Source organism: Fibrobacter sp. UWB3 (genome assembly GCF_002210405.1).
Lineage (GTDB): Bacteria > Fibrobacterota > Fibrobacteria > Fibrobacterales > Fibrobacteraceae > Fibrobacter.
Map to the genome: position 1 here is coordinate 179639 of NZ_MWQJ01000007.1, position 19790 is coordinate 199428.

A 19790-nucleotide genomic window follows, 5' to 3' on the forward strand; every position below is an offset into this window, starting at 1 on the left:
TTACTTGATTTCTAGCTTGTCGAAAGATTCGTAATGATCTGCGGTGTAGTAAATGACGCAATCGCTTTGATAGACGAGGCGCTTTGTACCGCGATTTTTAGCCGAGTAGTCGACATCGGCTTCATGGTATGAGCCTTCTGGCAAAGTTGCATGATAATTGCTAGCGTTTGAAGCGTAATTGCTGAATTTATCGCCGCCGATCATCACGCCGATCGTTGTCCACGGGTTAAAATTCCACTTCTCGAAAGTCTTGCCTGTTTTCGATTCGTAAAGTTTTTGACCTTCGTCCTTGCTTACATAGTTGCCTGGTAATTTGTCGAACTTGCACAAGTATGCAGCCACAGAATCGCGTGTAGTGTATTTTCCGGATTCTTGGACGGCATCGAGGATAGAGGTAAAATAGTCCTCTTGGTTAAACGCATCTGGTGCACAAATAATATTTCCGCATTCATCGTGTGAATATTTATAACACTGTATATTGTCGTAAGATACTTCTTTGCAGTTGTCTTCTGGTGCAGACGTTGTGCAGGCTGTAGCAAAAACGGAAATTGCGGCTGTGTAAAAAAGATGTTTTGTCAATTTCATAATCAAAATGTAATAAAACGATTTTTACAACATGGACTTTGCATAACCTCGAATGGCGTTAAGGCCTGATTCTAATGTTTGTTCTTCTTGACAGGACTTTTTTATTGACGATGTACAAGAGGTATGCCGCAAAAAATGAAATTAGCATGGTCAAAATGTTCGAAGAATCTTTATCCAAAAAGTCTATAAAATCAAAGAATAATTTGTATATAAATATGTGACACAAATACAATTCTAATGACATTAGCCCGAAAATGGTAAAAATCTTATCAATGGTTTTGTATTTGTCAAAAAATTTTGCAAGAAGTAAGCACAAAACGGGAGTTATGATAATGTAGGGAAGGTACGCTAGGGAACAAGTTTGCAAGGCGTAGAAAAAATAGGTCTGGAATATAAATAAAATAATGGTGGCGATAAACGCGGCTGTCAATCCAATTGTTTTTAGTTTTTTAGTAAGCCTAATATTACATCCGTCTTTTGCCCAATGCCCAAAAATTGCGCCTATGAAAAATATCGGGAGCCTTGCGTAAGTCAATATGATGAATCCCCCGTAATTCTTGTTGTTGTAACAAAGAATACAAGTTAATGCGTAGATTAACATTAAAGAAAATCCTGCTCCGATAAAATAGAAGGATGCTTTATATCCGTATTTTTTGAATAGCTTAAAGTAAACGGGGAATATTGCGTATAAAAATACAATGCAAGAAATAAACCACGACTCGTCACGGTATCCGATCCAATAGCCCAGTGTCGTTGCCTTGCATATCAATTGGTAAAAAGCCCTAGTGCTAAAATCCATTTGCGCCAAAAAGGCAAAGCCTATCACAACCCAAAATTCAGGAAGGATGCGGAAAAAACGGCTCTTATAATATTTCTTTAAATCAAAATTTTTTCTGGATAGGGAATAGTAAAGACCGAAACCGGACAAGAATAAGAAAATGTCTACGCCGCCATAACCGACGGACCTGAAGAAATCTATGAAGTCTATATCTGTAGGGACTCGCAAATGAAACAGCATAATCCATAATATGGCAAAGCCCATTATGGCACTTCTGTGTTTTGACAATAATTGAAGTACGCTGTTCACATTATTAATATACTTGATTTTTTAAAATAGCGATATCAATTTTTCCAGTGAAAACTGTAAATATTCTATATTCATTGGAGTTCTTGGATGGCCGGACTTTTGCTTTGACAAGGTGTTTTACAATGCGAATTTTTGAAAAAATCAGTGAATTTATTGGCAAGTGGATGGCGGTGGTGGTGCTTGCAGTTGCGGCACTCTCTTTATTTGCCCCAAGCACGACTCTTTGGATCCAACTTTCGTGGGTGAATTACCTTTTGATGGTCGTGATGTTTGGCATGGGGCTTACGCTCAAGTTGAGTGATTTTGCGCTGGTGTTCATGCGACCGAAAGAAATCATCCTCGGTTGCACATCGCAGTTTGTGGTGATGCCTACACTTGCTTTTTTGCTTTCGAAAGCGTTTGGACTCGATGCTGCTTTAATGGCGGGCGTGGTTCTCGTGGGCACTTGCCCAGGTGGCACTGCGAGTAACGTCATCACTTACCTCTCGAAGGGTGATGTCGCGCTTTCTGTCGGCATGACGAGCGTGAATACGCTTCTTGCGCCTGTGCTGACTCCGGCGATTACGTACTTGCTGCTTCGAACGACGGTCAATGTCGATGTGATGGCGATGTTCCTCTCCATCGTGAAGGTGGTGCTTGTGCCGATTGCGTTAGGATTTGTTATCAACAAGTTCTTTGGCAAATGGACAGCGCGGGCGATTAAAGTTTTGCCGCTTGTTTCTGTGATTGCTATTGCGATGATTGTCGCGGCTGTCGTTTCGCACAATGCAGCGAAGATTCTCTCTACGGGCGCTATCGTGTTTGCCGTGGTGATTCTTCACAACTTGCTCGGTTACGGCTGTGGCTTTGGTCTCGGCAAAATGCTCAAGTTCTCTACGCCCAAGACAAAAGCGCTCTCCATTGAAATCGGCATGCAGAATTCTGGGCTTGCAACAAGCCTTGCGGCGACTGCGTTCTCGGGCCTTGCCATGGCAACCGTCCCCGGCGCCATATTCTCCGTATGGCATAACATTTCCGGTGCGATTTTGGCGAATGTTTACCGCCGCTGGGATAAATAAGTTATTTCTTCTTTGCAGATAACTTCTTGAATTCGGCTCGTGCCTTTTTCATGTCGGCAAGGAAAGTCTCGTCATTGTGCAAACTTGCAAACGCTCCTGAAACAAGAACTTTGGAGGCATCAACATCGCTTTGCCAATGGAACCCTGCAATCACGCGACTTTGCCCCCATTCATAGGCGTACTTCAACAATGCGTCTTGCGCAGCCGGGTTCACCTCGACCAAGAGCAATGCCATTGACCAGGCGCGAACGGTATGTCCCGACGGGTAGGAGCCATTCGTTCTCAGCCGCTCTTCTTCGGCAGGGACAAGAGTCGATTCGTTGAAGCGGTCATAGGGGCGGCGCCTCATGTAATGCCTCTTGGGCAGGCTCCCCACCTGCTTAAGCGTCCGGATTCCGCGTTCGAGCATGTTCATGATGGCGGGCGTCTTCTTTGCCGAAATTTCCATGCCAAAAGGTTCGCTGAACATCTTGGCCATGTCCTCGATCGTTTCTACCGCCTGCGCCACGGCCAGGGCTGCACGTGCGGAATCCGCTCGCATCGCTTTGCCCCACATGTATTGCGAGATGTCGTACATGAACTGGACGGACGTTGTTTCCGGCGGCGCAGGGTAGAAGTTGAGCGCGTTCGGAAGCGCGTCTGCCTTGACGTATGGTTTTGCGTCTGCCGCAAAACTGCAAAGAGTTGCTCCGCAAATGGCAAGAGCGAAAACAGATTTTTGGAGAAGTGTAATCATATTTTAAAGATATATTTTTAGAAAACGCGTGAACGTTTATTACAGTAATGAAATGCGCACTAATCGCGTCCGTAAAAAAGCTGCGTGTTGCGATGCCAAGCCACTTTGCGATAAACCGGCTCTAGCAGCGAATCGTTTTCGTTCATAAAGAACGTGTGCTTTTTCGTGCACGTGGACACCAATTGCACGCAATAACGCGCAGTCGCTTCTGTGTGGTGCTTTCTGTGGAAGCACGAAAGCGTAAGCAAATGGTCGTTTTCCATCGCTTTTTCCACGGCGCCACGATAAATGCGGGGGAGGCTGCACCCGCGAATCCAGACCGCAAACGCACCGTTCGCAAGCGCAATGTCTAAAATCCGACGTTCCGCATCCGAATGGAACGTGCCCACAAGGCACTGGTGGAACCCCCCTGCTTCTGCGGCCCATTGCTCCAGTCGATAATCATCTGCGTCAAAATCTCTCGACGCGAAAACACCGATTTTCGTTTCTGGCCCAAACCACAATCGCATGGCCCCCTCTGTGTTGATTCCGATAAGTTTGATTCTGTTCATATTTTTGCTCCCTTAAAAAATAAAGACCGCCCCGCTTGCGCGAACTGCGATCTAATAACATCACCCTTTCTAGTGCTAAACGTAATATACAATTAAAATTTGAGAAAAACAAGTACGGTAAAAGAGGTAAAACTGTGAACGAATTTGCGAAGTCTCTTGCGCGTACTGTTTGACTTTTGTATGTTGTGCGATATGAAGTTCAAGTTTGTTTTGAAAATTGTGTTACCTATTTTGCTTGTTCTGGTTGCAGGAACACTTTTCTTTCTGTACTATAACAATCGTATTCCTGAAAATGCCTTGGTGTATTATCGCATTAAAGATCACAAAGGCGAAATTTCTGTATGGCGGGCTTCTAACTGCGAGATAAAAGGGGATGAATTTCAGTGCCATGCAGAACTGTGTCCCGATGATACATTTAAAGGTTATCCACTTTCGCGGAAATATAAACCGGACACAAATACGTATCAAGATACGGCCTATATAAATTTAAATTTTGGTCTGTTTAAGAAAACGAGTTATATCCCTCGTCCTGTATATGCAACGTTTGACACCGCTTATTTTAAAAAACAATTTGCTTCAGTAAAGAAAACTTTCCCTTGTTCTCATTCAAAAAGGTTTTCGTCTTCGTATGAGTTGACTGCCATTGATTTGCCTAGTGGCGTGACTTTCTATGAAACAGGAAAGAAAAAAGACTCCAAAAAATCTGCAAAGTCAAAAGAAAAAAATGAACGCAAAGATTCTTTAAGCTCGAATCTCAAAACGGCGCCGACAATACATTCTGTTTCTATTTCTTGTCCTGAGATGCATTCGTTTCCGCACTATACGTGTTATTGCGACAATTATCCAACTTATTGTGGGAATCCTAAATACACAAATTTGCCTGCACTTCCAGAATCTCATTTTTATGCGATGGACGTATTGTCTTTGAGGGATAGCTCTTTCACTTGGAAATTAATATACAAGACTCCGTACAGCAAAGCCGATACGCTGAAAGTTACAACGACAGTCAAAAGAGAGTAATATAAAGTGTTAAATTGTATGAAATATTTTGTTTTTGCTTGTCTATTTATTTTGCTTTTGCCGTTCTATGCGGTTGCAAAAGAACTTACCGCGCTTGGCTTTGTGAAAGACCCCAAGGCGTATGAACATGATGGATATTATATCCGCTTGGCTGTATATTGAGCTTTTTGAGGTTTCTTTGAAAACGCGCAAAACCGTTCTCGTATCCCGTGTCAATGAGAATGTACCCTTCATCAATTGCAAAAAGATAATTGTTGACGACCCGATTGCCAATGTTGTAAATGGTCATGCAAGAAATATAGTTATATAATAGCCCAGGGCTATCAGCGGACTAATTCGCAAACTGCCAGGTATCGAACAGCACATCACCCTTTATAATCAGATAGACCGTGTGGACGCCGCTTGAGATGTTGCCGCACTTCGCTTCCTGTTCCTGCCAGTCACTGCCAGCGCTGTTGATTGAGGCTACGTTCGCGCCATCTCGCTTGTCAAGACGGAGCGTTACCGAGCCCTTGCCTTTCACCAGGGCCTTCAGCGTTTTTGCGCTGCTGAAATTCACATTGCGAACTTCGATGACGCCTTCTGTAGGTGCCGGGCCATCCTTGCTGGGAGTACCGACGGAAGCCACCATGTGGCCGGGTTCCTCCGTTGGCACGTAGCGAATGCCCAGGGTTGCGGCAGCCGTAGATGCCTGCTGCACGGAATAGGGGTCAAGATTCTTGATGGCCTTTACACCCTTGTAGGTCGGTTTCGCTTCCTTGATAACGACATTTGCTTCGTCCACTTCAATTTCGTCAACCAGAATGCTGCGGAAACCGCCGTGGGTACCTATGGAAGCCTCTAGAATAGCTGCCTGATAGAATATGTACCACTTGTCCTGATACTTATGGAGATGAGTGTGATTGTTGCCGTAGGTCATGCCATTCTCACCCATGTTCTTGAAGTAGTTCCCGCCGTAGGTCCAGGAATCAGGATTCAGGGGCTCGGTACTGGTGAAGTAGTTCATGCTGCAGGCCGTCGGAGCCTCACCACCCCATTCCCAAGGAGTATGGTCGTTCCAGTCGTTGTTGAAAGTATATACGTACTTGCCGTTGATATAATTGAGTTCATTTGCCTCAAAGTGGAACGGGGACGGAAGTTTCACCGGATCCCCGTCAAGGGAATGCAAGTCCGGATTGAGCTTGGCAATCCAGCCCTGCCCATTACCGAACGAAATCCAGCCATCGCCGTTGTCGTCAATTACGGCACCCGGATCAAATATGGAGCCGCTGCCTTTTACAACAGGATTGTCGCCATCGATAAGGCTCTTGCTCAAAGGAGATGTCCACGGACCCACCGGAGACTTCGCCTGGATAACGCCGGTGCCAAAGCCGCTATTGGAGAAATAGAGGGAGAAAAGCGTGCTGCCATCGGCCTGCTCCTTGCTAATGATGCTGGGTGCCCACGAAGCCATAATCCACGGAGCCACTTCACCGACAGGAATCAGTCCGTGATAAGTCCAGTTGACCATATCGTCAGTGGACATCATTACCAGCGTCTTGATTTTCTCGTAAGTATTGCTGACACCTTCTTCGTACTGCTGATGGTCGTTGGTGCCATAGACATAGAGACGCCCCTTGTACTCAATGGCCGTCGGGTCCGCACAATACTGGAAATCCAATATAGGATTGGCATTGTCCAAGCCTAATTTTGGGGACTTTACAGGCATCTTGCCTACCGTGCCATCGGAATCCTTTGCCCGGATAATGATTTTACCGAAACTGATCGTTGCGGCATCACTTGGAGTGTCTGGGCTTACGGCAAGAGCCAAACTGACAAGCGTCTTGCCCGGTTCAAAGGACAGAACAAGGCTTGTTGCGCCACTAGGAATTCTTTCCGTAGTCTTGGCCTCGTCGCTATAAGTCGCAATCACATCAATGTTATCGTATGCGACAGCCTTGGCAAAGTTTATCTCCACCTTAGTATAGACATCCGTATTCAGGTCGTGTATGTCCCAGTAGTTGTTGGCATACTGCTTATAGGTAAAACTATTGTTGTCGGGGTCCTTTTCGCCACCGCCGCCGTACCAATCTACAATGATATCCTCGATAGACAGGGCAATATCGAATTTGGCGACAGCAACCTCATCCTTTATTTCGTCATTGCCGAGAGAATCCTTAGGCAATTCCTGAGAAAGGGAATCCTTTGGCTGGACGGAATTGACGGTATCCTTGGGCAGAACCGAGTCAACCGTGTCCTTGGGCAGAACTGGATCGAGGGAATCCTTGGGGTTTTCCTGACCGAGAGAATCTCCGGGGATATCCAGAATGGGGTCGTCTTCGTCAAAATCCTTGCTGACGGAATCATCGTCACCGCAGGACATTAACATGGACGAAACGGTTACAAGCGTTGCCGCAAGAAGGATTTTCTTTTTCATATTCACACCCCATGCTATCTTGATTATTATTAATAATATATTATATCAGCAAATTGGTATATTATGAAAAGCAGTTTTTTTCACATAGCGTGAACAGTTCTAAACGGCTAAATTTTTATCACCGGCATAGGCGGGATTACTATTTCTGTGGGAGCGGTAACACTGACGAATATTGCCGTCGCCCTTATTTTAGGTATTATTGTAGATGCAATGCTAAGCAAGAAAGGATAGGTTCCCATGAACGAATTTGAAAACATGGAAAACGTGACCATTTTCAAGCACCCGCTTATACAACACAAAATTTCGCACCTGCGCGACAAGGAAACGGGCACTAACGAATTTCGCCGTCTTGTCGAAGAAATCGCGATGCTCGAAGGGTTCGAGGCCCTGGCGGACCTCCCGCTTAAAGACAAGGAAATCGAGACCCCCATTGAAAAATGCACTACGCCGGTGCTTGCCGGGCGAAAGCTTGCCCTGATTCCGATTCTACGCGCGGGGCTCGGCATGGTCTCCGGTATGCAGGCGCTGGTCCCTTCAGCAAAAGTGGGCCACATCGGACTTTACCGGGATGAAAGCACGCACGAACCGGTGGAATACTACTGCAAGCTCCCAGACCCGATTGACGAGCGGCAAATCGTAGTCGTGGACCCCATGCTTGCGACTGGCGGGTCTGCCGCCGATGCCATCAGCATGATAAAGAAACACGGTGGCAAGAAGATTAAGTTCATGTGCATCATCGCCGCTCCCGAAGGCTTGAAAAAACTGCACGACGCACACCCCGATGTCCAGATTTATGTCGGGCATCTGGACCGCTGCCTGAACGAGGTTGCCTACATTTGCCCCGGCCTCGGTGATGCCGGCGACCGCATTTTCGGAACGAAATAGCAAGTCCGATGTTTATTACCAGTTTGTGGACGTAGGTTCCTTTTTTACCCAATAGCCGCCAGTCTTTTTAGAACCACGACGTTCAATAAGTTCTTTTTTACGCAAAGACGAAACAACCTTATCAAGTGTGTCAATAGGTATTTGTAGTCTGCCGGAAAGTTCTTTTATCATAACTCCAGGTCTTTTTGTGATTTCCAGGAACACTTTCTGCTGTGTTTCATTTAGTTCAATTTTTAATCCGCCATTTAATCCGCCATTTAATCCGCCATTTAATCCGCCAATATTGCTCTTTTCTGGCACATGATCTGTCAACGGAATCTCCGCTATAAAAATATCATTATCCACAAATTTGGGTTTTAACCCAGAATAAATTTCGCACAAGTCACTAATTTTACGGATACCCGTACCAAGGTATTCCGCAAACCCCATCTGTGCAAACATTGTGGCAATATGCGGATTCTTAGGATAAGAACAAAGTTGAGATGCTATTTTCTCGTACGCAAAGGGCTTATTCGCGTTATTCGTCACAAGCTTATCTTTATAAATAACGAGCGTTGTTGGAATCGGATTCATGTATTCACGATGAATCAGCATATTCGCAATCACTTCTCTAAAAATCTTGTCACGCAAAGAGAGTCTTGTTTTCCCATCCAAATAGAATTTGTCTGGGAGATGCTTTTCGATAAACCCGTTCAATAATTCGTAACCATCAATCAAGTTGCATGTAACAGTCAAGCGATCATCGTAACGCATCAGGTCTTGTTTGCGGACTATTGCTTCAATTTTATAATATGGCAAATAACTCGAAATCGCTTCGTCCGTGCCGAACAGCATAAGTGCAGCAAGTGTATAACCCGACTTTCCAATGGTAGAATCATAGCGAATCAAACCAGCCGCTTTGAAAAAATCTTCCTTGTTCAACTTGAGCCACGGGTGATTGGACCTGATGGAACGAATCAAATCCTTGGCCTTCTTAAGCATTCCGCGTTTAATATCAATTTCGCGAAGCCCCGGATAAACGGTATTTTCCGTATAGCTGTTGCTTTTGCGCAAATACATTGCACTAATTGCGCTCTGCGTCTTTACCACAAAATCGCCATCGACGCTACGGTCAAAAACCTTCTTGCCGGTCTTGTGGACCTGCGAACTGGCGGGAACAAAGAAGTAGATCAATTTTTTGTCTTTGTAATCAACAACTTGCGGGTCTATCAAGTTCTGAGGATCCAATTTTTCAGGATTGTTGCTTAAATTCGCTATTTGCTTGCAAAGTTTTTCGACGCAATTGGGGGCAACGCCCTCAATTTTTTTGTCGTCTGTAACACCAAGGACAATATGCCCCCCATTGCGGTTTAAGAATGCCGCAACAGATTCAAAAAGATTGTCGGGCAATGCAGTCTTTGCCCTCTTGAATTCGACCGTCAAGCTTTCTCCCTGACGAATGATTTTTCTCAATTCTTTTTCATCCATATCGGCCCCTTTTATCCTCTCGGGTAACGCAGTTTCGCACCGCATTTAGGGCAACGCAGAATCAGTTCCTTAAGCCGCTTGATTTCGGCATCTTTGTCTTCTAGCACCTTGGCAAAATCCCCGATGGCGTTGTTAGCACTGCGATTCGGGCCTCCGTTGAATTTTCCAAAAATTTCATCGAACATAATTATTCCTTATAAATTTTAGTTGAACGTCGCCATTGGGCGACATTTTGACAGGCCGTTGCGATTATGCTAAAAAACAGCGCACAACATGCCCTTGCTTATTTGTTATGTATTGAGATTTTCCACGTCTTGCGCGGAATGGGATAATCTTGCAATCCTGTTGGCGGGGGCTTTCCCCGGCGTTACTTGCCACTCTTTCGAGTGAACTCGAGTAGGTCGTGTTCCTACCAGCTATCCAACAGAACCATCAAGAAGGTTGATGGGCCCCGCCGCGAATGCACGTACGGACCCGAAGGTCTATGTCGACTGTCACGAGGATTATCGAATATCGGCTACAATATACACAAATAGGTTGTCAGCGTCAAGGAGATAAAAGCTCATTTCCTTTAATATATTCGTTTATTCATCTTTTGATTCGAAATAATAAAACATTGAGTCAAAAAATGGTATTTATGCATATTGCATTCGCTAGACTATAAAAAAAGAAGTATATTTATGCAAACTGTAGGAGTACTGTATGCCGTTATTTCATCTTGAAAATAATAACTTAAAGCGTATCAAAGAATCCTCTTTTAGATTAGAAAAAGACATTCAATCATTATGCGAAAAAAACATGGAGGAATTATTAGGTTGTAAATTCATCAAAACGGAATTTTCTATTGAAAAGTTCAGATTTGATTCTCTAGGTTTTGACAAAAACAACCAGTCCTTCGTAATTGTTGAATACAAGCGCGATAAAAATTTTAGCGTAATAGATCAGGGTTACGCGTATCTTTCCGTTATGTTAAACCACAAATCTGACCTTATATTAGAGTACAATGAAACTACTGGTGAAAATTTAAAGAGAAACGATGTTGATTGGTCTCAATCTAAGGTTATTTTCGTAGCACCATCTTTTACCTCTTATCAGCGAGAAGCTATTGGTTTTAATGATCTTCCAATAGAGTTGTATGAAATAAAGAAATACGCCAATAATACGATTACATTCATGCAAATACTTGCTAAACAGTCTTCAGAGTCAATAACGACTATTTCAAAAACAAATGAAAAAGTTAAAGCTGTTAACAAAGAAATAAAAATTTACACAGAAAGCAATCGAAAAGAGGCCGGTTCTTTGGAAATGCAGGAGCTATACGACAAAGTTAAGCGTATGATTTTAAATATTGGAGATGACATTTCAATCAAAGCTACAAAGTTCTATATAGCATTTATCAGAAAAACTAATTTTTGCGACATAAACATTCAAAAAAATCAAATAAAAATTTGGTTGAATGTGAAAAAAGGGAAATTAGAAGACAGCAAAAAAATTGCTAGGAATGTTGCTGACATTGGACATTGGGGAAATGGCGATTATGAAATCGCTCTAAATTCGGACGCCGATATTGAATATGTGGTGAGTTTAATTAGACAATCATATAATCTGAATGAATGACATTGCCTTTGAGTTGATTGAAAATTGATATTTATGCGATTTAATCGGGCGTTGCGGGGTGTCCCCGCTAGAAAGGGTAGCGAGCAACGTAGTGCGAGCGAGGGGAAGGCTTTCCCCTCCCTTTTTGTATGGATTGCTTCGTCATTTTTTTCCTCGCAATGACGTTTTTCGGGTCAATTTCCGATTACATTCCCTAATCACAAACCACCACCACTAGCCACACTTATAGTCTTTTTCTATCTTAGCCCGCACCGCCAGATGTCGTATTTCTGGGGAACCGGGCGAGAACCGCCCACAAAAAGGATTATTTATGTCTCAAATCGAACTTACCTTCCCCGATGGCTCCGTACGTTCCGTAGCATCGGGCACCACCGGCCTCGAAATTGCAAAGAGCATTTCTGAAGGCCTCGCACGCAAGGCTCTTGGCGTTAAACTCGGCGAAAAGGTTTTGGACCTTACCCGTCCGCTCACCGAAAGCGGTTCCATCCGCATCATCACCCCGAGCAACGACGATCCGGATGCATTGATGCTCCTCCGTCACAGCTGCAGCCACGTGCTCGCCGAAGCCATCTGCGACTTGTTCCCGGGCACAAAGCTCGCTTACGGTCCGGCAATCGACAAGGGTTTCTACTACGATTTGATGACACCGACTCCGCTCAAGGAAGAAGACTTCCCGAAGATTGAAAAGCGGATGAAGGAAATCATCAAGGAAGACCGTCCGTTCACTCGTTGCGAAGTTAGCGCCGAAGAAGGCCTCGCTCGCACGGAAGGCGACAAGTACAAGCACGATAACGCTGAACGTGCTCTCGCTCGCGAAGGTTCGGATGGCAAGTTGAGTTTTTATGTAACGGGCGAACCGGGCAAGAACTGGGAAGACCTCTGTGCCGGTCCTCACGTGCCTTCTACGGGCAAGCTTAAGGCTTTCAAGGTGCTTTCGATTTCCGGTGCTTACTGGCACGGCGACCAGAAGAGCGACCAGCTCACTCGTGTTTACGGTACCTGCTTTGCTGACAAGGAAGGTCTCGAAACTTACGTGAAGTTGCTCGAAGAAGCCGCCAAGCGCGACCACCGCAAGATCGGCAAGGAAATGGACCTTTACCACATCGAAGACCATTCTCCTGGCATGGTGTTCTGGCACCCGAAGGGCACCAAGATGGTGAACGCCCTCAAGGATTACATCCGTGGCAAGATCGACCATCGCGGCTACCTCGAAGTGATCACTCCGGAAATCGTGAACAAGACTTTGTGGATCAAGTCCGGCCACGCTGACAAGTACAATGAAAACATGTTCAAGACGATGGCTGGCGATGTCGAAATGGCTGTGAAGCCGATGAACTGCCCGTGCCACATTTTGATTTTCAATTCTCAGCTCCGTAGCTGGCGTGACCTCCCGATGCGCCTTGCCGAATTCGGTAAGTGCCATCGTTACGAACCTGCCGGTACGATGCACGGCCTTATGCGCGTGCGTGGCTTTGTGCAGGACGATGCTCATATCTTCTGCACCGAAGACCAGATTGCAAGCGAAGTGGCTGACTTCTGCCACTTGGTCAAGGAAATCTACCACGACTTCGGATTTGACGATGTGAAGGTGAAGTTCTCTACCCGCCCGGCAAAGCGTGTGGGTTCTGACGAAATCTGGGACAAGGCTGAAGCCGCTCTCGCCGAAGCTACGAAGCTCGCTGGTCTTGACTACGTGCTGAACCCGGGCGAAGGTGCCTTCTACGGCCCGAAGCTCGAATTCACGCTGAAGGACTCCCTCGGACGTGATTGGCAGTGCGGTACCATCCAGGTGGACTTCAACTTGCCGCAGCGCCTTGGTGCTGAATATGTCGGCAAGGACAACCAGAAGCACATTCCGGTGATGTTGCACCGTGCTGCTGTCGGTTCCATCGAACGCTTCCTCGGCATTCTTATCGAAGAATTCATGGGCGACTTCCCGCTGTGGCTTGCTCCGGTGCAGGCTCGCGTGCTCCCGATTTCTGAAAAGTTCGTGGACTACGCCAAGAAGGTGCAGGATGAACTCGTGGCTGCCGGCGTGCGTACTGAAATCGACGAATCCAACGAAAAGTTGGGTTACAAGATCCGCCAGTGCGAACTCCAGAAGGTTCCGTATCTCCTCATTGTAGGCGAAAAGGAAGCAGCAGAAGGTCTTGTTTCTGTCCGTAAGCGTAAGGACGGCGACAAGGGCCAGATGAGTGTCAAGGCATTCATCGACATGACTGCTGAAGACAGAAAAGTCGTCCGCTAATTTCGCGACTTGAGCGATTCCGGGTCAAGCCCGGAATGACGCATTTGAAAAAACGCAGACTCGTACATTCCGAGCCTGCGTTTTTGTACTTTTTAGAAAAATATTATAAATTTCTTACATAACCCTCTAGAGGTTGCTTATGCAAGAAGTCTATTTGCGTGAAGTTTATGTCGCTGATATGCTGGGGATCTTTTTGATTCTCGGTGCAATTTTCAGCGGTGCTTGGAAGTTGCAAAAAAAGAATGGCGAAGACAAAGTTTTGCTTGGCATCATCATTCTTGTGATTGTCGCCTGCATTGCCGATGCGATAACTTTTTCCATTGATGGTCATACAGGCCGTTTCGTGAAAGTATTGGCTTATGTCTCGAACAATATCCTGTTCTTGTCCAACATGGCGATTGGCCCACTTTGGGTGATGCTGATTTCTTTGCACCTCAATGGCGTCGTGTCCAAATTCCAGCGTAATTTTATGTTGATTGTTTGCAGCGTCATTACGGTCCTGATGGTCGTGAATTTCTTTAATCCGATTATTTTTGATATCAACGAACGGAATGTCTATACTCGCGGCCCGCTGTTCATGGTCAAGAACCTGCTCGAGGTCATCTTGATGGCGGATGGCGTTGTCATTTATTTGATTAGCCGTTACAGGAGCGGTGGCGTCAAGTTTTTCCCGGTTTTGCAGTTTGTGACTCCAATATTTATTTGCGTTTGCCTGCAGATTTTTTATTATGGAATTTCTACGATTTGGGTGGGTATCGCCGTCGGTTACACGAGTTTGATGCTTTCTCTCCAGAACGAAAATATATTCATTGATAAATTAACCGGCCTCTACAACCGTTATTACTTGGATAAAATTTCTGGAGAACTGAAACGCAAAAGAAAGATTGCGATGATGATGCTCGACATGAATGATTTCAAGAGCATCAATGATACTTTCGGCCATTCGCAGGGCGATGATGCGCTGGTCTCGTTATCGAATGTTTTGCAGATGTCGGTAGGGCCCGATGGAACGGTAGTCCGTTATGCGGGTGACGAATTTGTGATTGTTCTTGATAATGACAATGAAAAAAAGGCTGAGTCCTATAAGAATCTTATCAAGAAAAATCTTGAAGATTTCAACAAAAACCACAAAAAGAAATATAAACTGTCCGCATCGATTGGTGTTGGCGTTTTTGACTTGGATAAGAACAGCGTTGATGTAATTTTGAAAAAAATTGATAAGCTCATGTACGAAGACAAGCGTGCTTATTACGAGGCTACGGGGCATGACCGCCGTAGTCGCCGATAGCATTTATTTATTCCATTCGATGTTTAATGTCTGGATCAGTGAATCGAGACGCTTTGTCAGTTTTTCTGCACCTTTGTACGAAAGGTGATCGCAGTTGAATGCCATTTCGTCACCGTAATCATGCATGCCCATTTGGTTTTCGTCCATCAAAATGAAATGTGGATATTTTTCTTCGTATCCTTTTAGCATTGCAATCATTTTTTCGGCAACGGAGCGGCGTAATCCATAGCGCCCGAAAGATCCAGTTTCTTTATAATCGGGCGATTGCGGGAAAATTATACCGATGAGGTAGAGATTTTTGCTTTCGGCTTCCTTGATGAAATCTTCGATTTCTGCAATCAGCATATTCTCGGGATTAGGAACTTCGGCATCCATGTATGTGGAATCGACGTAAATGGGGTTGCCTTGCCATCCGTCATCTGGTGTGAATTTATGACCGAGTCTATCTTGTTCGTTGCTTCGGCTTTGTTCGTCGGAGCCGTATGAATCACGTGTGAGTTCGTATAATCCTTGTGGGTATCCGTTGGGCCAGAACTCATGAGCTTCGTCGTAAATGAATCCGGGCGATTTTAAATAAATGACGTCCCAAAAAGAAGGTAGCTCGTAATGACGTTGGAATAGAATGTCTAAATCTAGCGATACAGTGACTACTTTCAGTTTGGGCAAAAAATTGAATCCGTAATGGAACAGAATTCGCTTGGCAACCGATAAGTCTACAGCCGGGTTTGCGGCGTTGATTGAGAAAATGTCTGGATTTTTGTTTAAAACAAGTGGGTCTATGCCTGCCCAGGGTCTTGAAGAACCCGAAACCAGAACGTTGATGGAATCGCGGTATTTGTAGAGCATCTCCAAATCGTAACGTGTGTTCATGGGGCTCATGTCACCTGTAAAAGGAGAATCGAGTTCATACATGCCTGCACTGTCGACGTCTAGCGCGGTTTCGAAATTTTGAAGAACGCCGGTCCATAAATCCGGATGCCATAATTCGGCTCCGCTTGCAATTTCCGTGATGGAGGAATCGTTTGTGTTGACTAAAACGATTTTCGGATGTGTACCGTCAATGCTTGTCAGTGTAGCTACGGCGAGGTTTCCGCTGTTGTGTACCCATTCCGTGTGGTCGAATGTGTATCCCTTGGGCGCAGGGATCATCTTGATGAGTTCGCCTGTGCTGTCGGCAATTAACAGTTGCTCGTGCGTGGTGTATTGGTGGCCGGCGAAATTTTTTCCGGTATTTCCAGCAAAATCTAGGAATAGCGTCTGTTTAGTCAAGTCAGAAAGCGAAACGTTGCAGGCTTGTTCATTATTGTACCAGATACTGTTTTTGCCGTTGACGTTTGTACGAAGGAGACTAGCTCCTGATACGGCGAACTTGCCGTCTGTGCTTACGCCTCCGTTAAACGAACCATCGTAAAGTTTCTTGGGTGTTCCGAATTTCCCGTTAGCAAAGGGGACACTCCATGTGGATTTTTTTTCCCATATGGCCTGGTCGGAATTGTTTTCGGCAGTTGTGATGTAGACGATTTCAGTATCGGCGTTGGTAACTCTCCATCGCGGGATTGCCGCACTTTGGACTTCTAGTTTTATTTTATCTGCTTCTAAAGAGTCAACGCGTCGGACAAAAAGCTCCGATTCTCCGGAGATACCTTCGTACTTTGTTGAAAATGCAACGTATTTCCCGTCTGGTGAAAGCGTGGGGTGGTAGGCGTCGACGGAATCCTCGATTTCCCTGACGTTTGCTTTGCTGCTTGAAAAATTGACGATGGCGATGTTGCTGGTCTCGTCATTGCGGAATACGAGTTTGTTCAGGTGCGTATTTGTAAGTGACTTTAGTTGTGCCGATGTGGACAGAACGTTAATGGGGCTTGAGGTCACGTTCCCTTTTTTGCTCATCCAGACGGCGTTTGGAATTTTTCCAAAAGCAAGTCTAAAACCGATGTAGAAGGCTTTTGTTGAGGATGTGACTGTGTAGACATCGCTGCGGGTATCTAGCGTAATTCTGGAGGCTTCGTTGCGGTAGCAACCGCCTTTGATGATGCGTTCGCCAATGTTTCCGCCATCTGATGCTCCTGCATAATTTGTAACAGTTGTATCGCGGAGGTCCCCCATCCAGTCGTTGACCCATTCCATGGCGTTGCCGGTAAAGTCGCAGAATCCATTGAGCGTGTCTGCGGTACATGGCAATTGGAGCGTGTAATTGGAGTTTTCGGCAGTCCAGGCGTTCGATGGATTCCAACTGTGCGAAGCGACTAAAGTCCATTCGGCTTCTGTTGGGAGTCTGTAGGCGTCTCGGTCGGCATGGAATTCGTAACCGACCATGCCTGTGCAATGTCCATCAGAATCAAACGAAGCGCTGATATAGCTGTAGGCTGTGTCTAAATTTTCGCTTTTACTTTTTTCGTTAGCGAAAAGGATTGCGTCAAAAAAGGTAATGTCCGATACAGGGAATGGAGGGTAATCGAAGTGCGCCGTCTTAATGTATTTGGCGTATTCCTCGCGAGTCACTTCGTGCTTGTCTATTGAAAAATTATATGTGAATTCAACAGTGAGTTTCGAACTCAGTTTTACCGAGGAGTCTTTTGAATTTACAAGCATCATGCCGACGTGTTTAGCGTCTTCTTGAATAAAAGAATGTGGCACGGATGGTGATGATGTGCCGCTATCGGAACAACATAAAAAAATGCTTGCGCAAAATGCCTGAAAAATCCATCTCATAAAATTTGAATCCTAGTTCAACAGCTAAAATAAGTTACAATTATAAAATTGTCAAAGCCGAACAAGGATGATGTGATTGGATTATATGGTTATTTACAAAAAAGCCGGGTGATTTAGATCCCCGGCAAAAAAATTATTCGACTTTTGTAAACATGTCCTTGCCGACACCGCAAATGGGGCAGGTCCAATCATCGGGGATGTCTTCGAATGCTGTGCCGGGGGCGATACCGCTATCCGGGTCGCCGACTGCAGGGTCGTAAATGTAGCCGCAAGCTTCGCATTTGTATTTTGCCATAGTATTTTCTCCTTGCTTAATAGTGCTTTTTTTAAACTATATAAATAAATGGTAGAAAGTCAGATTTTTATATTTTTTTTGTGATTGTGACGACCCGAGTATATATTGCCGATATTTCTGCGTTGAAAGAAACGCCTGTTTTTGAGCGTTTTTTGGGGCAAGTTCCCGAATATCGTCAAAAAAAGGCAATGTCGTTTAAGTTCCCTAAGGGCAAAATGCAATCGCTTGGCGTTGGCCTTTTGCTTAAGCGGGCATGTCGCGATGCGGGGTTTGAAGGCGCGGATAATCATATTGCGTATGGCGAAAATGGCAAGCCATATTTGGTGGATTTCCCGGAAGTGCATTTTAACTTGTCGCATTCGGGCGAACGCGTGATGTGCGTGATTTCGCCATTCGAGGTTGGCTGCGATGTGGAAATCATCAAGGGCGACCGTGGCAAGCTCGCCGAGCGTTTTTTCAAGCCCGAAGAATCCGCGTGGATCAAGCATTTCGAAACTCTTGAAGCGCAGTCCGAGGCGTTTTACAGACTGTGGACGCTCAAGGAATGTTATATGAAAGTAACGGGTCGAGGCTTGTCGCTTATGCCGGATATGTTTGCGCTACATATGGACGAACTCGAAAATGTGACGCTGTTTCACGATGGCAAGCGCCTAGAATATTCATTCCGGGAAATCGACTTGCACGATGGCTACCGCTATGCTTATTGCATCAAGAACGATGGCTTTATTGCACCGTCCGAAATAAAGCAAGTGCAGTTTACTTGATAACTCTAATGTAATCGACGAGCATTTCGTTCGGGAATTGCGAATCGTCTACTTCAAAGCCGGGCCAGTTGCCTGCCACAGCGACGTTCAGCAAGAAGAAGAACGGCTTATGGAATTCCTCGGTATCGCCTTCGTTGCCTTCAATTAGAATTTCGTGGTACATGAAGTCATCGACGAACATGCGGATGTATTTCTCGTCCCACGTGAATTTGTACGTGTGAAACTGCGTGATGTCGAGGTCGAATTTCTGGTTGCGGTAATTGCCGGTGTTGTTGCCATAGGTCGCGTATTCGGCGCCGTTTGCCCAGTGGTTTGTTCCGTAGATTTTGTTTTCTGTATTGACCGCTTCGATAATGTCAATTTCGCCGCAGGCGGGCCATCCGACAGTGTCGAAATTCTCTCCGAGCATCCAGAATGCAGGCCAGATTCCCTTGCCGGTCGGTAGTGCGATGCGCGCTTCTACGGTGCCGTACTTGAACGAAAATTTGCCTTTGGTGAGCATGCGGGCGGAGGTGTACTTTTGACCTTCGTAGTCTTCTTTCTGGGCGCGGATGTGCAAGACGCCGTCCTTGATATAGGCGTTTTCCTTGCGGTCTGTGTAGTATTCCCATTCGTTATTGCCCCAGCCGCTTGCGCCTGTGCCAATGTCGAATGTCCATTTGTTTAAGTCGATGGATTCACCGTCGAATTCATCGTTCCAGAGGTATTGTGCTACGGGTTCGGCGTTGCTTGAAGAAGTTGTTTCCGAGCTGCTTGAGGAAACCGTTTCGGAACTGCTCGAAGATTGACCTGCCGCGCTGCTTGAGGAATTCCTAGAGTCACTGGATTTGGTTGATGAGCCTGCCGAATCATCGCGGCTATCGCCACTCAGAATGACGGATGAGGAGGACTCCGCGGAACTTTCAATCGCGATTTCGCTAGAGCTCGAAAGGAGATTCCCGCTCGAGGCGGGAATGACATATGCCGATGGTGACGCATCATCGGAACATGCTGCTAAACAAGCGATTAAGGCGGCACATCCCATTGCAACAAACTTATATCCCATAAAACCAACCCCTTAC

General features: G+C 45.5%; 18 protein-coding genes. 8 read left to right on the top strand and 10 right to left on the bottom strand.

The features are described 5' to 3' along the window. Positions 1-585, bottom strand: a complete 585-nt coding sequence (locus B7991_RS09635) for a ribonuclease domain-containing protein (protein WP_088630636.1) — start codon at positions 583-585, stop codon at positions 1-3. Between the two features lie 58 nt (positions 586-643). Further along, the gene (locus B7991_RS09640; protein ID WP_235002857.1) at positions 644-1672 is read right to left on the bottom strand and encodes an acyltransferase; all 1029 of its coding nucleotides are present in this window, start codon (positions 1670-1672) and stop codon (positions 644-646) included. 122 nt (positions 1673-1794) lie between these two features. On the opposite strand from B7991_RS09640, the gene B7991_RS09645 reads away from it, so the two are divergent. Next, positions 1795-2730: a bile acid:sodium symporter family protein gene (locus tag B7991_RS09645; protein ID WP_088630638.1), complete on the top strand. Its 936-nt coding sequence runs from the start codon at positions 1795-1797 to the stop codon at positions 2728-2730. Position 2731: 1 nt separating this feature from the next. Here the strand turns inward: B7991_RS09645 and B7991_RS09650 are convergent, their stop codons facing one another. Together B7991_RS09650 and B7991_RS09655 are read right to left on the bottom strand one after the other, a co-directional pair. Then, positions 2732-3466, bottom strand: a complete 735-nt coding sequence (locus tag B7991_RS09650) for a phosphatase PAP2 family protein (protein ID WP_072830287.1) — start codon at positions 3464-3466, stop codon at positions 2732-2734. Between the two features lie 59 nt (positions 3467-3525). Beyond that, positions 3526-4017 carry a hypothetical protein gene (locus B7991_RS09655; protein WP_088630639.1) on the bottom strand — a complete coding sequence of 164 codons (492 nt, stop codon included), beginning with the start codon at positions 4015-4017 and terminating at the stop codon, positions 3526-3528. Positions 4018-4209: 192 nt separating this feature from the next. Between B7991_RS09655 and B7991_RS09660 the strand changes: the two genes are divergently transcribed. Both B7991_RS09660 and B7991_RS15140 read left to right on the top strand, forming a co-directional pair. Then, a complete protein-coding gene (locus B7991_RS09660; RefSeq protein ID WP_235002856.1) occupies positions 4210-5037 on the top strand; it encodes a hypothetical protein in 828 nt (275 codons plus the stop codon). An 18-nt stretch (positions 5038-5055) separates the two neighbouring features. Then, positions 5056-5199 carry a hypothetical protein gene (locus B7991_RS15140; RefSeq protein WP_235002855.1) on the top strand — a complete coding sequence of 48 codons (144 nt, stop codon included), beginning with the start codon at positions 5056-5058 and terminating at the stop codon, positions 5197-5199. Positions 5200-5368: 169 nt separating this feature from the next. Here B7991_RS15140 and B7991_RS09665 read toward each other — a convergent pair whose 3' ends face one another. Next, the gene (locus B7991_RS09665; protein WP_088630641.1) at positions 5369-7453 is read right to left on the bottom strand and encodes a glycoside hydrolase family 43 protein; all 2085 of its coding nucleotides are present in this window, start codon (positions 7451-7453) and stop codon (positions 5369-5371) included. Positions 7454-7708: 255 nt separating this feature from the next. Here B7991_RS09665 and upp point away from each other — a divergent pair, with 255 nt between their 5' ends. After that, positions 7709-8338 (top strand): uracil phosphoribosyltransferase, encoded by a 630-nt coding sequence (gene upp, locus B7991_RS09670; RefSeq protein ID WP_088630658.1) that lies wholly within the window; start codon positions 7709-7711, stop codon positions 8336-8338. Between the two features lie 15 nt (positions 8339-8353). On the opposite strand, the gene B7991_RS09675 is transcribed toward upp, so the two are convergent. Continuing rightward, positions 8354-9805, bottom strand: coding sequence for an RNA-binding domain-containing protein (locus B7991_RS09675; protein ID WP_159462265.1), 1452 nt, complete (start codon positions 9803-9805; stop codon positions 8354-8356). A gap of 11 nt (positions 9806-9816) precedes the next feature. Continuing rightward, a complete protein-coding gene (locus tag B7991_RS14855) occupies positions 9817-9990 on the bottom strand; it encodes a hypothetical protein (RefSeq protein ID WP_159462264.1) in 174 nt (57 codons plus the stop codon). 517 nt (positions 9991-10507) lie between these two features. Here B7991_RS14855 and B7991_RS09680 point away from each other — a divergent pair. From B7991_RS09680 to B7991_RS09690, 3 genes are all read left to right on the top strand, one after another. Continuing rightward, on the top strand, positions 10508-11422 hold the full coding sequence (locus B7991_RS09680; RefSeq protein WP_088630643.1) for a DUF5655 domain-containing protein: 915 nt from the start codon (positions 10508-10510) through the stop codon (positions 11420-11422). 310 nt (positions 11423-11732) lie between these two features. Next, positions 11733-13670 (top strand): threonine--tRNA ligase, encoded by a 1938-nt coding sequence (gene thrS / locus B7991_RS09685; RefSeq protein WP_088630644.1) that lies wholly within the window; start codon positions 11733-11735, stop codon positions 13668-13670. A 139-nt stretch (positions 13671-13809) separates the two neighbouring features. Further along, positions 13810-14958: a GGDEF domain-containing protein gene (locus B7991_RS09690; protein WP_088630645.1), complete on the top strand. Its 1149-nt coding sequence runs from the start codon at positions 13810-13812 to the stop codon at positions 14956-14958. 3 nt (positions 14959-14961) lie between these two features. On the opposite strand, the gene B7991_RS09695 is transcribed toward B7991_RS09690, so the two are convergent. After that, positions 14962-17670: a TIGR02171 family protein gene (locus B7991_RS09695; protein ID WP_088630646.1), complete on the bottom strand. Its 2709-nt coding sequence runs from the start codon at positions 17668-17670 to the stop codon at positions 14962-14964. 133 nt (positions 17671-17803) lie between these two features. After that, on the bottom strand, positions 17804-17965 hold the full coding sequence (rd, locus tag B7991_RS09700; RefSeq protein ID WP_088630647.1) for a rubredoxin: 162 nt from the start codon (positions 17963-17965) through the stop codon (positions 17804-17806). A gap of 188 nt (positions 17966-18153) precedes the next feature. On the opposite strand from rd, the gene B7991_RS09705 reads away from it, so the two are divergent. Further along, entirely contained in the window at positions 18154-18729 is a 576-nt protein-coding gene (locus tag B7991_RS09705) for a 4'-phosphopantetheinyl transferase superfamily protein (RefSeq protein WP_254917922.1), read from the top strand. Here the strand turns inward: B7991_RS09705 and B7991_RS09710 are convergent. Beyond that, positions 18722-19774 carry a glycoside hydrolase family 16 protein gene (locus B7991_RS09710; RefSeq protein ID WP_088630648.1) on the bottom strand — a complete coding sequence of 351 codons (1053 nt, stop codon included), beginning with the start codon at positions 19772-19774 and terminating at the stop codon, positions 18722-18724. The genes B7991_RS09705 and B7991_RS09710 overlap by 8 nt on opposite strands. Positions 19775-19790: the final 16 nt, after the last annotated feature.

Excerpts from the sequence above, each read along its gene's own strand:
- B7991_RS15140 (WP_235002855.1), top strand. The coding sequence starts at position 5,056 with ATGAAATATTTTGTTTTTGCTTGTCTATTTATTTTGCTTTTGCCGTTC.
- rd (WP_088630647.1), bottom strand. The coding sequence starts at position 17,965 with ATGGCAAAATACAAATGCGAAGCTTGCGGCTACATTTACGACCCTGCA.
- B7991_RS14855 (WP_159462264.1), bottom strand. The coding sequence starts at position 9,990 with ATGTTCGATGAAATTTTTGGAAAATTCAACGGAGGCCCGAATCGCAGT.
- B7991_RS09655 (WP_088630639.1), bottom strand. The coding sequence starts at position 4,017 with ATGAACAGAATCAAACTTATCGGAATCAACACAGAGGGGGCCATGCGA.
- B7991_RS09675 (WP_159462265.1), bottom strand. The coding sequence starts at position 9,805 with ATGGATGAAAAAGAATTGAGAAAAATCATTCGTCAGGGAGAAAGCTTG.
- B7991_RS09660 (WP_235002856.1), top strand. The coding sequence starts at position 4,210 with ATGAAGTTCAAGTTTGTTTTGAAAATTGTGTTACCTATTTTGCTTGTT.
- B7991_RS09690 (WP_088630645.1), top strand. The coding sequence starts at position 13,810 with ATGCAAGAAGTCTATTTGCGTGAAGTTTATGTCGCTGATATGCTGGGG.
- B7991_RS09710 (WP_088630648.1), bottom strand. The coding sequence starts at position 19,774 with ATGGGATATAAGTTTGTTGCAATGGGATGTGCCGCCTTAATCGCTTGT.
- B7991_RS09650 (WP_072830287.1), bottom strand. The coding sequence starts at position 3,466 with ATGATTACACTTCTCCAAAAATCTGTTTTCGCTCTTGCCATTTGCGGA.
- B7991_RS09665 (WP_088630641.1), bottom strand. The coding sequence starts at position 7,453 with ATGAAAAAGAAAATCCTTCTTGCGGCAACGCTTGTAACCGTTTCGTCC.
- upp (WP_088630658.1), top strand. The coding sequence starts at position 7,709 with ATGGAAAACGTGACCATTTTCAAGCACCCGCTTATACAACACAAAATT.
- thrS (WP_088630644.1), top strand. The coding sequence starts at position 11,733 with ATGTCTCAAATCGAACTTACCTTCCCCGATGGCTCCGTACGTTCCGTA.
- B7991_RS09635 (WP_088630636.1), bottom strand. The coding sequence starts at position 585 with ATGAAATTGACAAAACATCTTTTTTACACAGCCGCAATTTCCGTTTTT.
- B7991_RS09645 (WP_088630638.1), top strand. The coding sequence starts at position 1,795 with ATGCGAATTTTTGAAAAAATCAGTGAATTTATTGGCAAGTGGATGGCG.
- B7991_RS09705 (WP_254917922.1), top strand. The coding sequence starts at position 18,154 with ATGTCGTTTAAGTTCCCTAAGGGCAAAATGCAATCGCTTGGCGTTGGC.
- B7991_RS09680 (WP_088630643.1), top strand. The coding sequence starts at position 10,508 with ATGCCGTTATTTCATCTTGAAAATAATAACTTAAAGCGTATCAAAGAA.
- B7991_RS09695 (WP_088630646.1), bottom strand. The coding sequence starts at position 17,670 with ATGAGATGGATTTTTCAGGCATTTTGCGCAAGCATTTTTTTATGTTGT.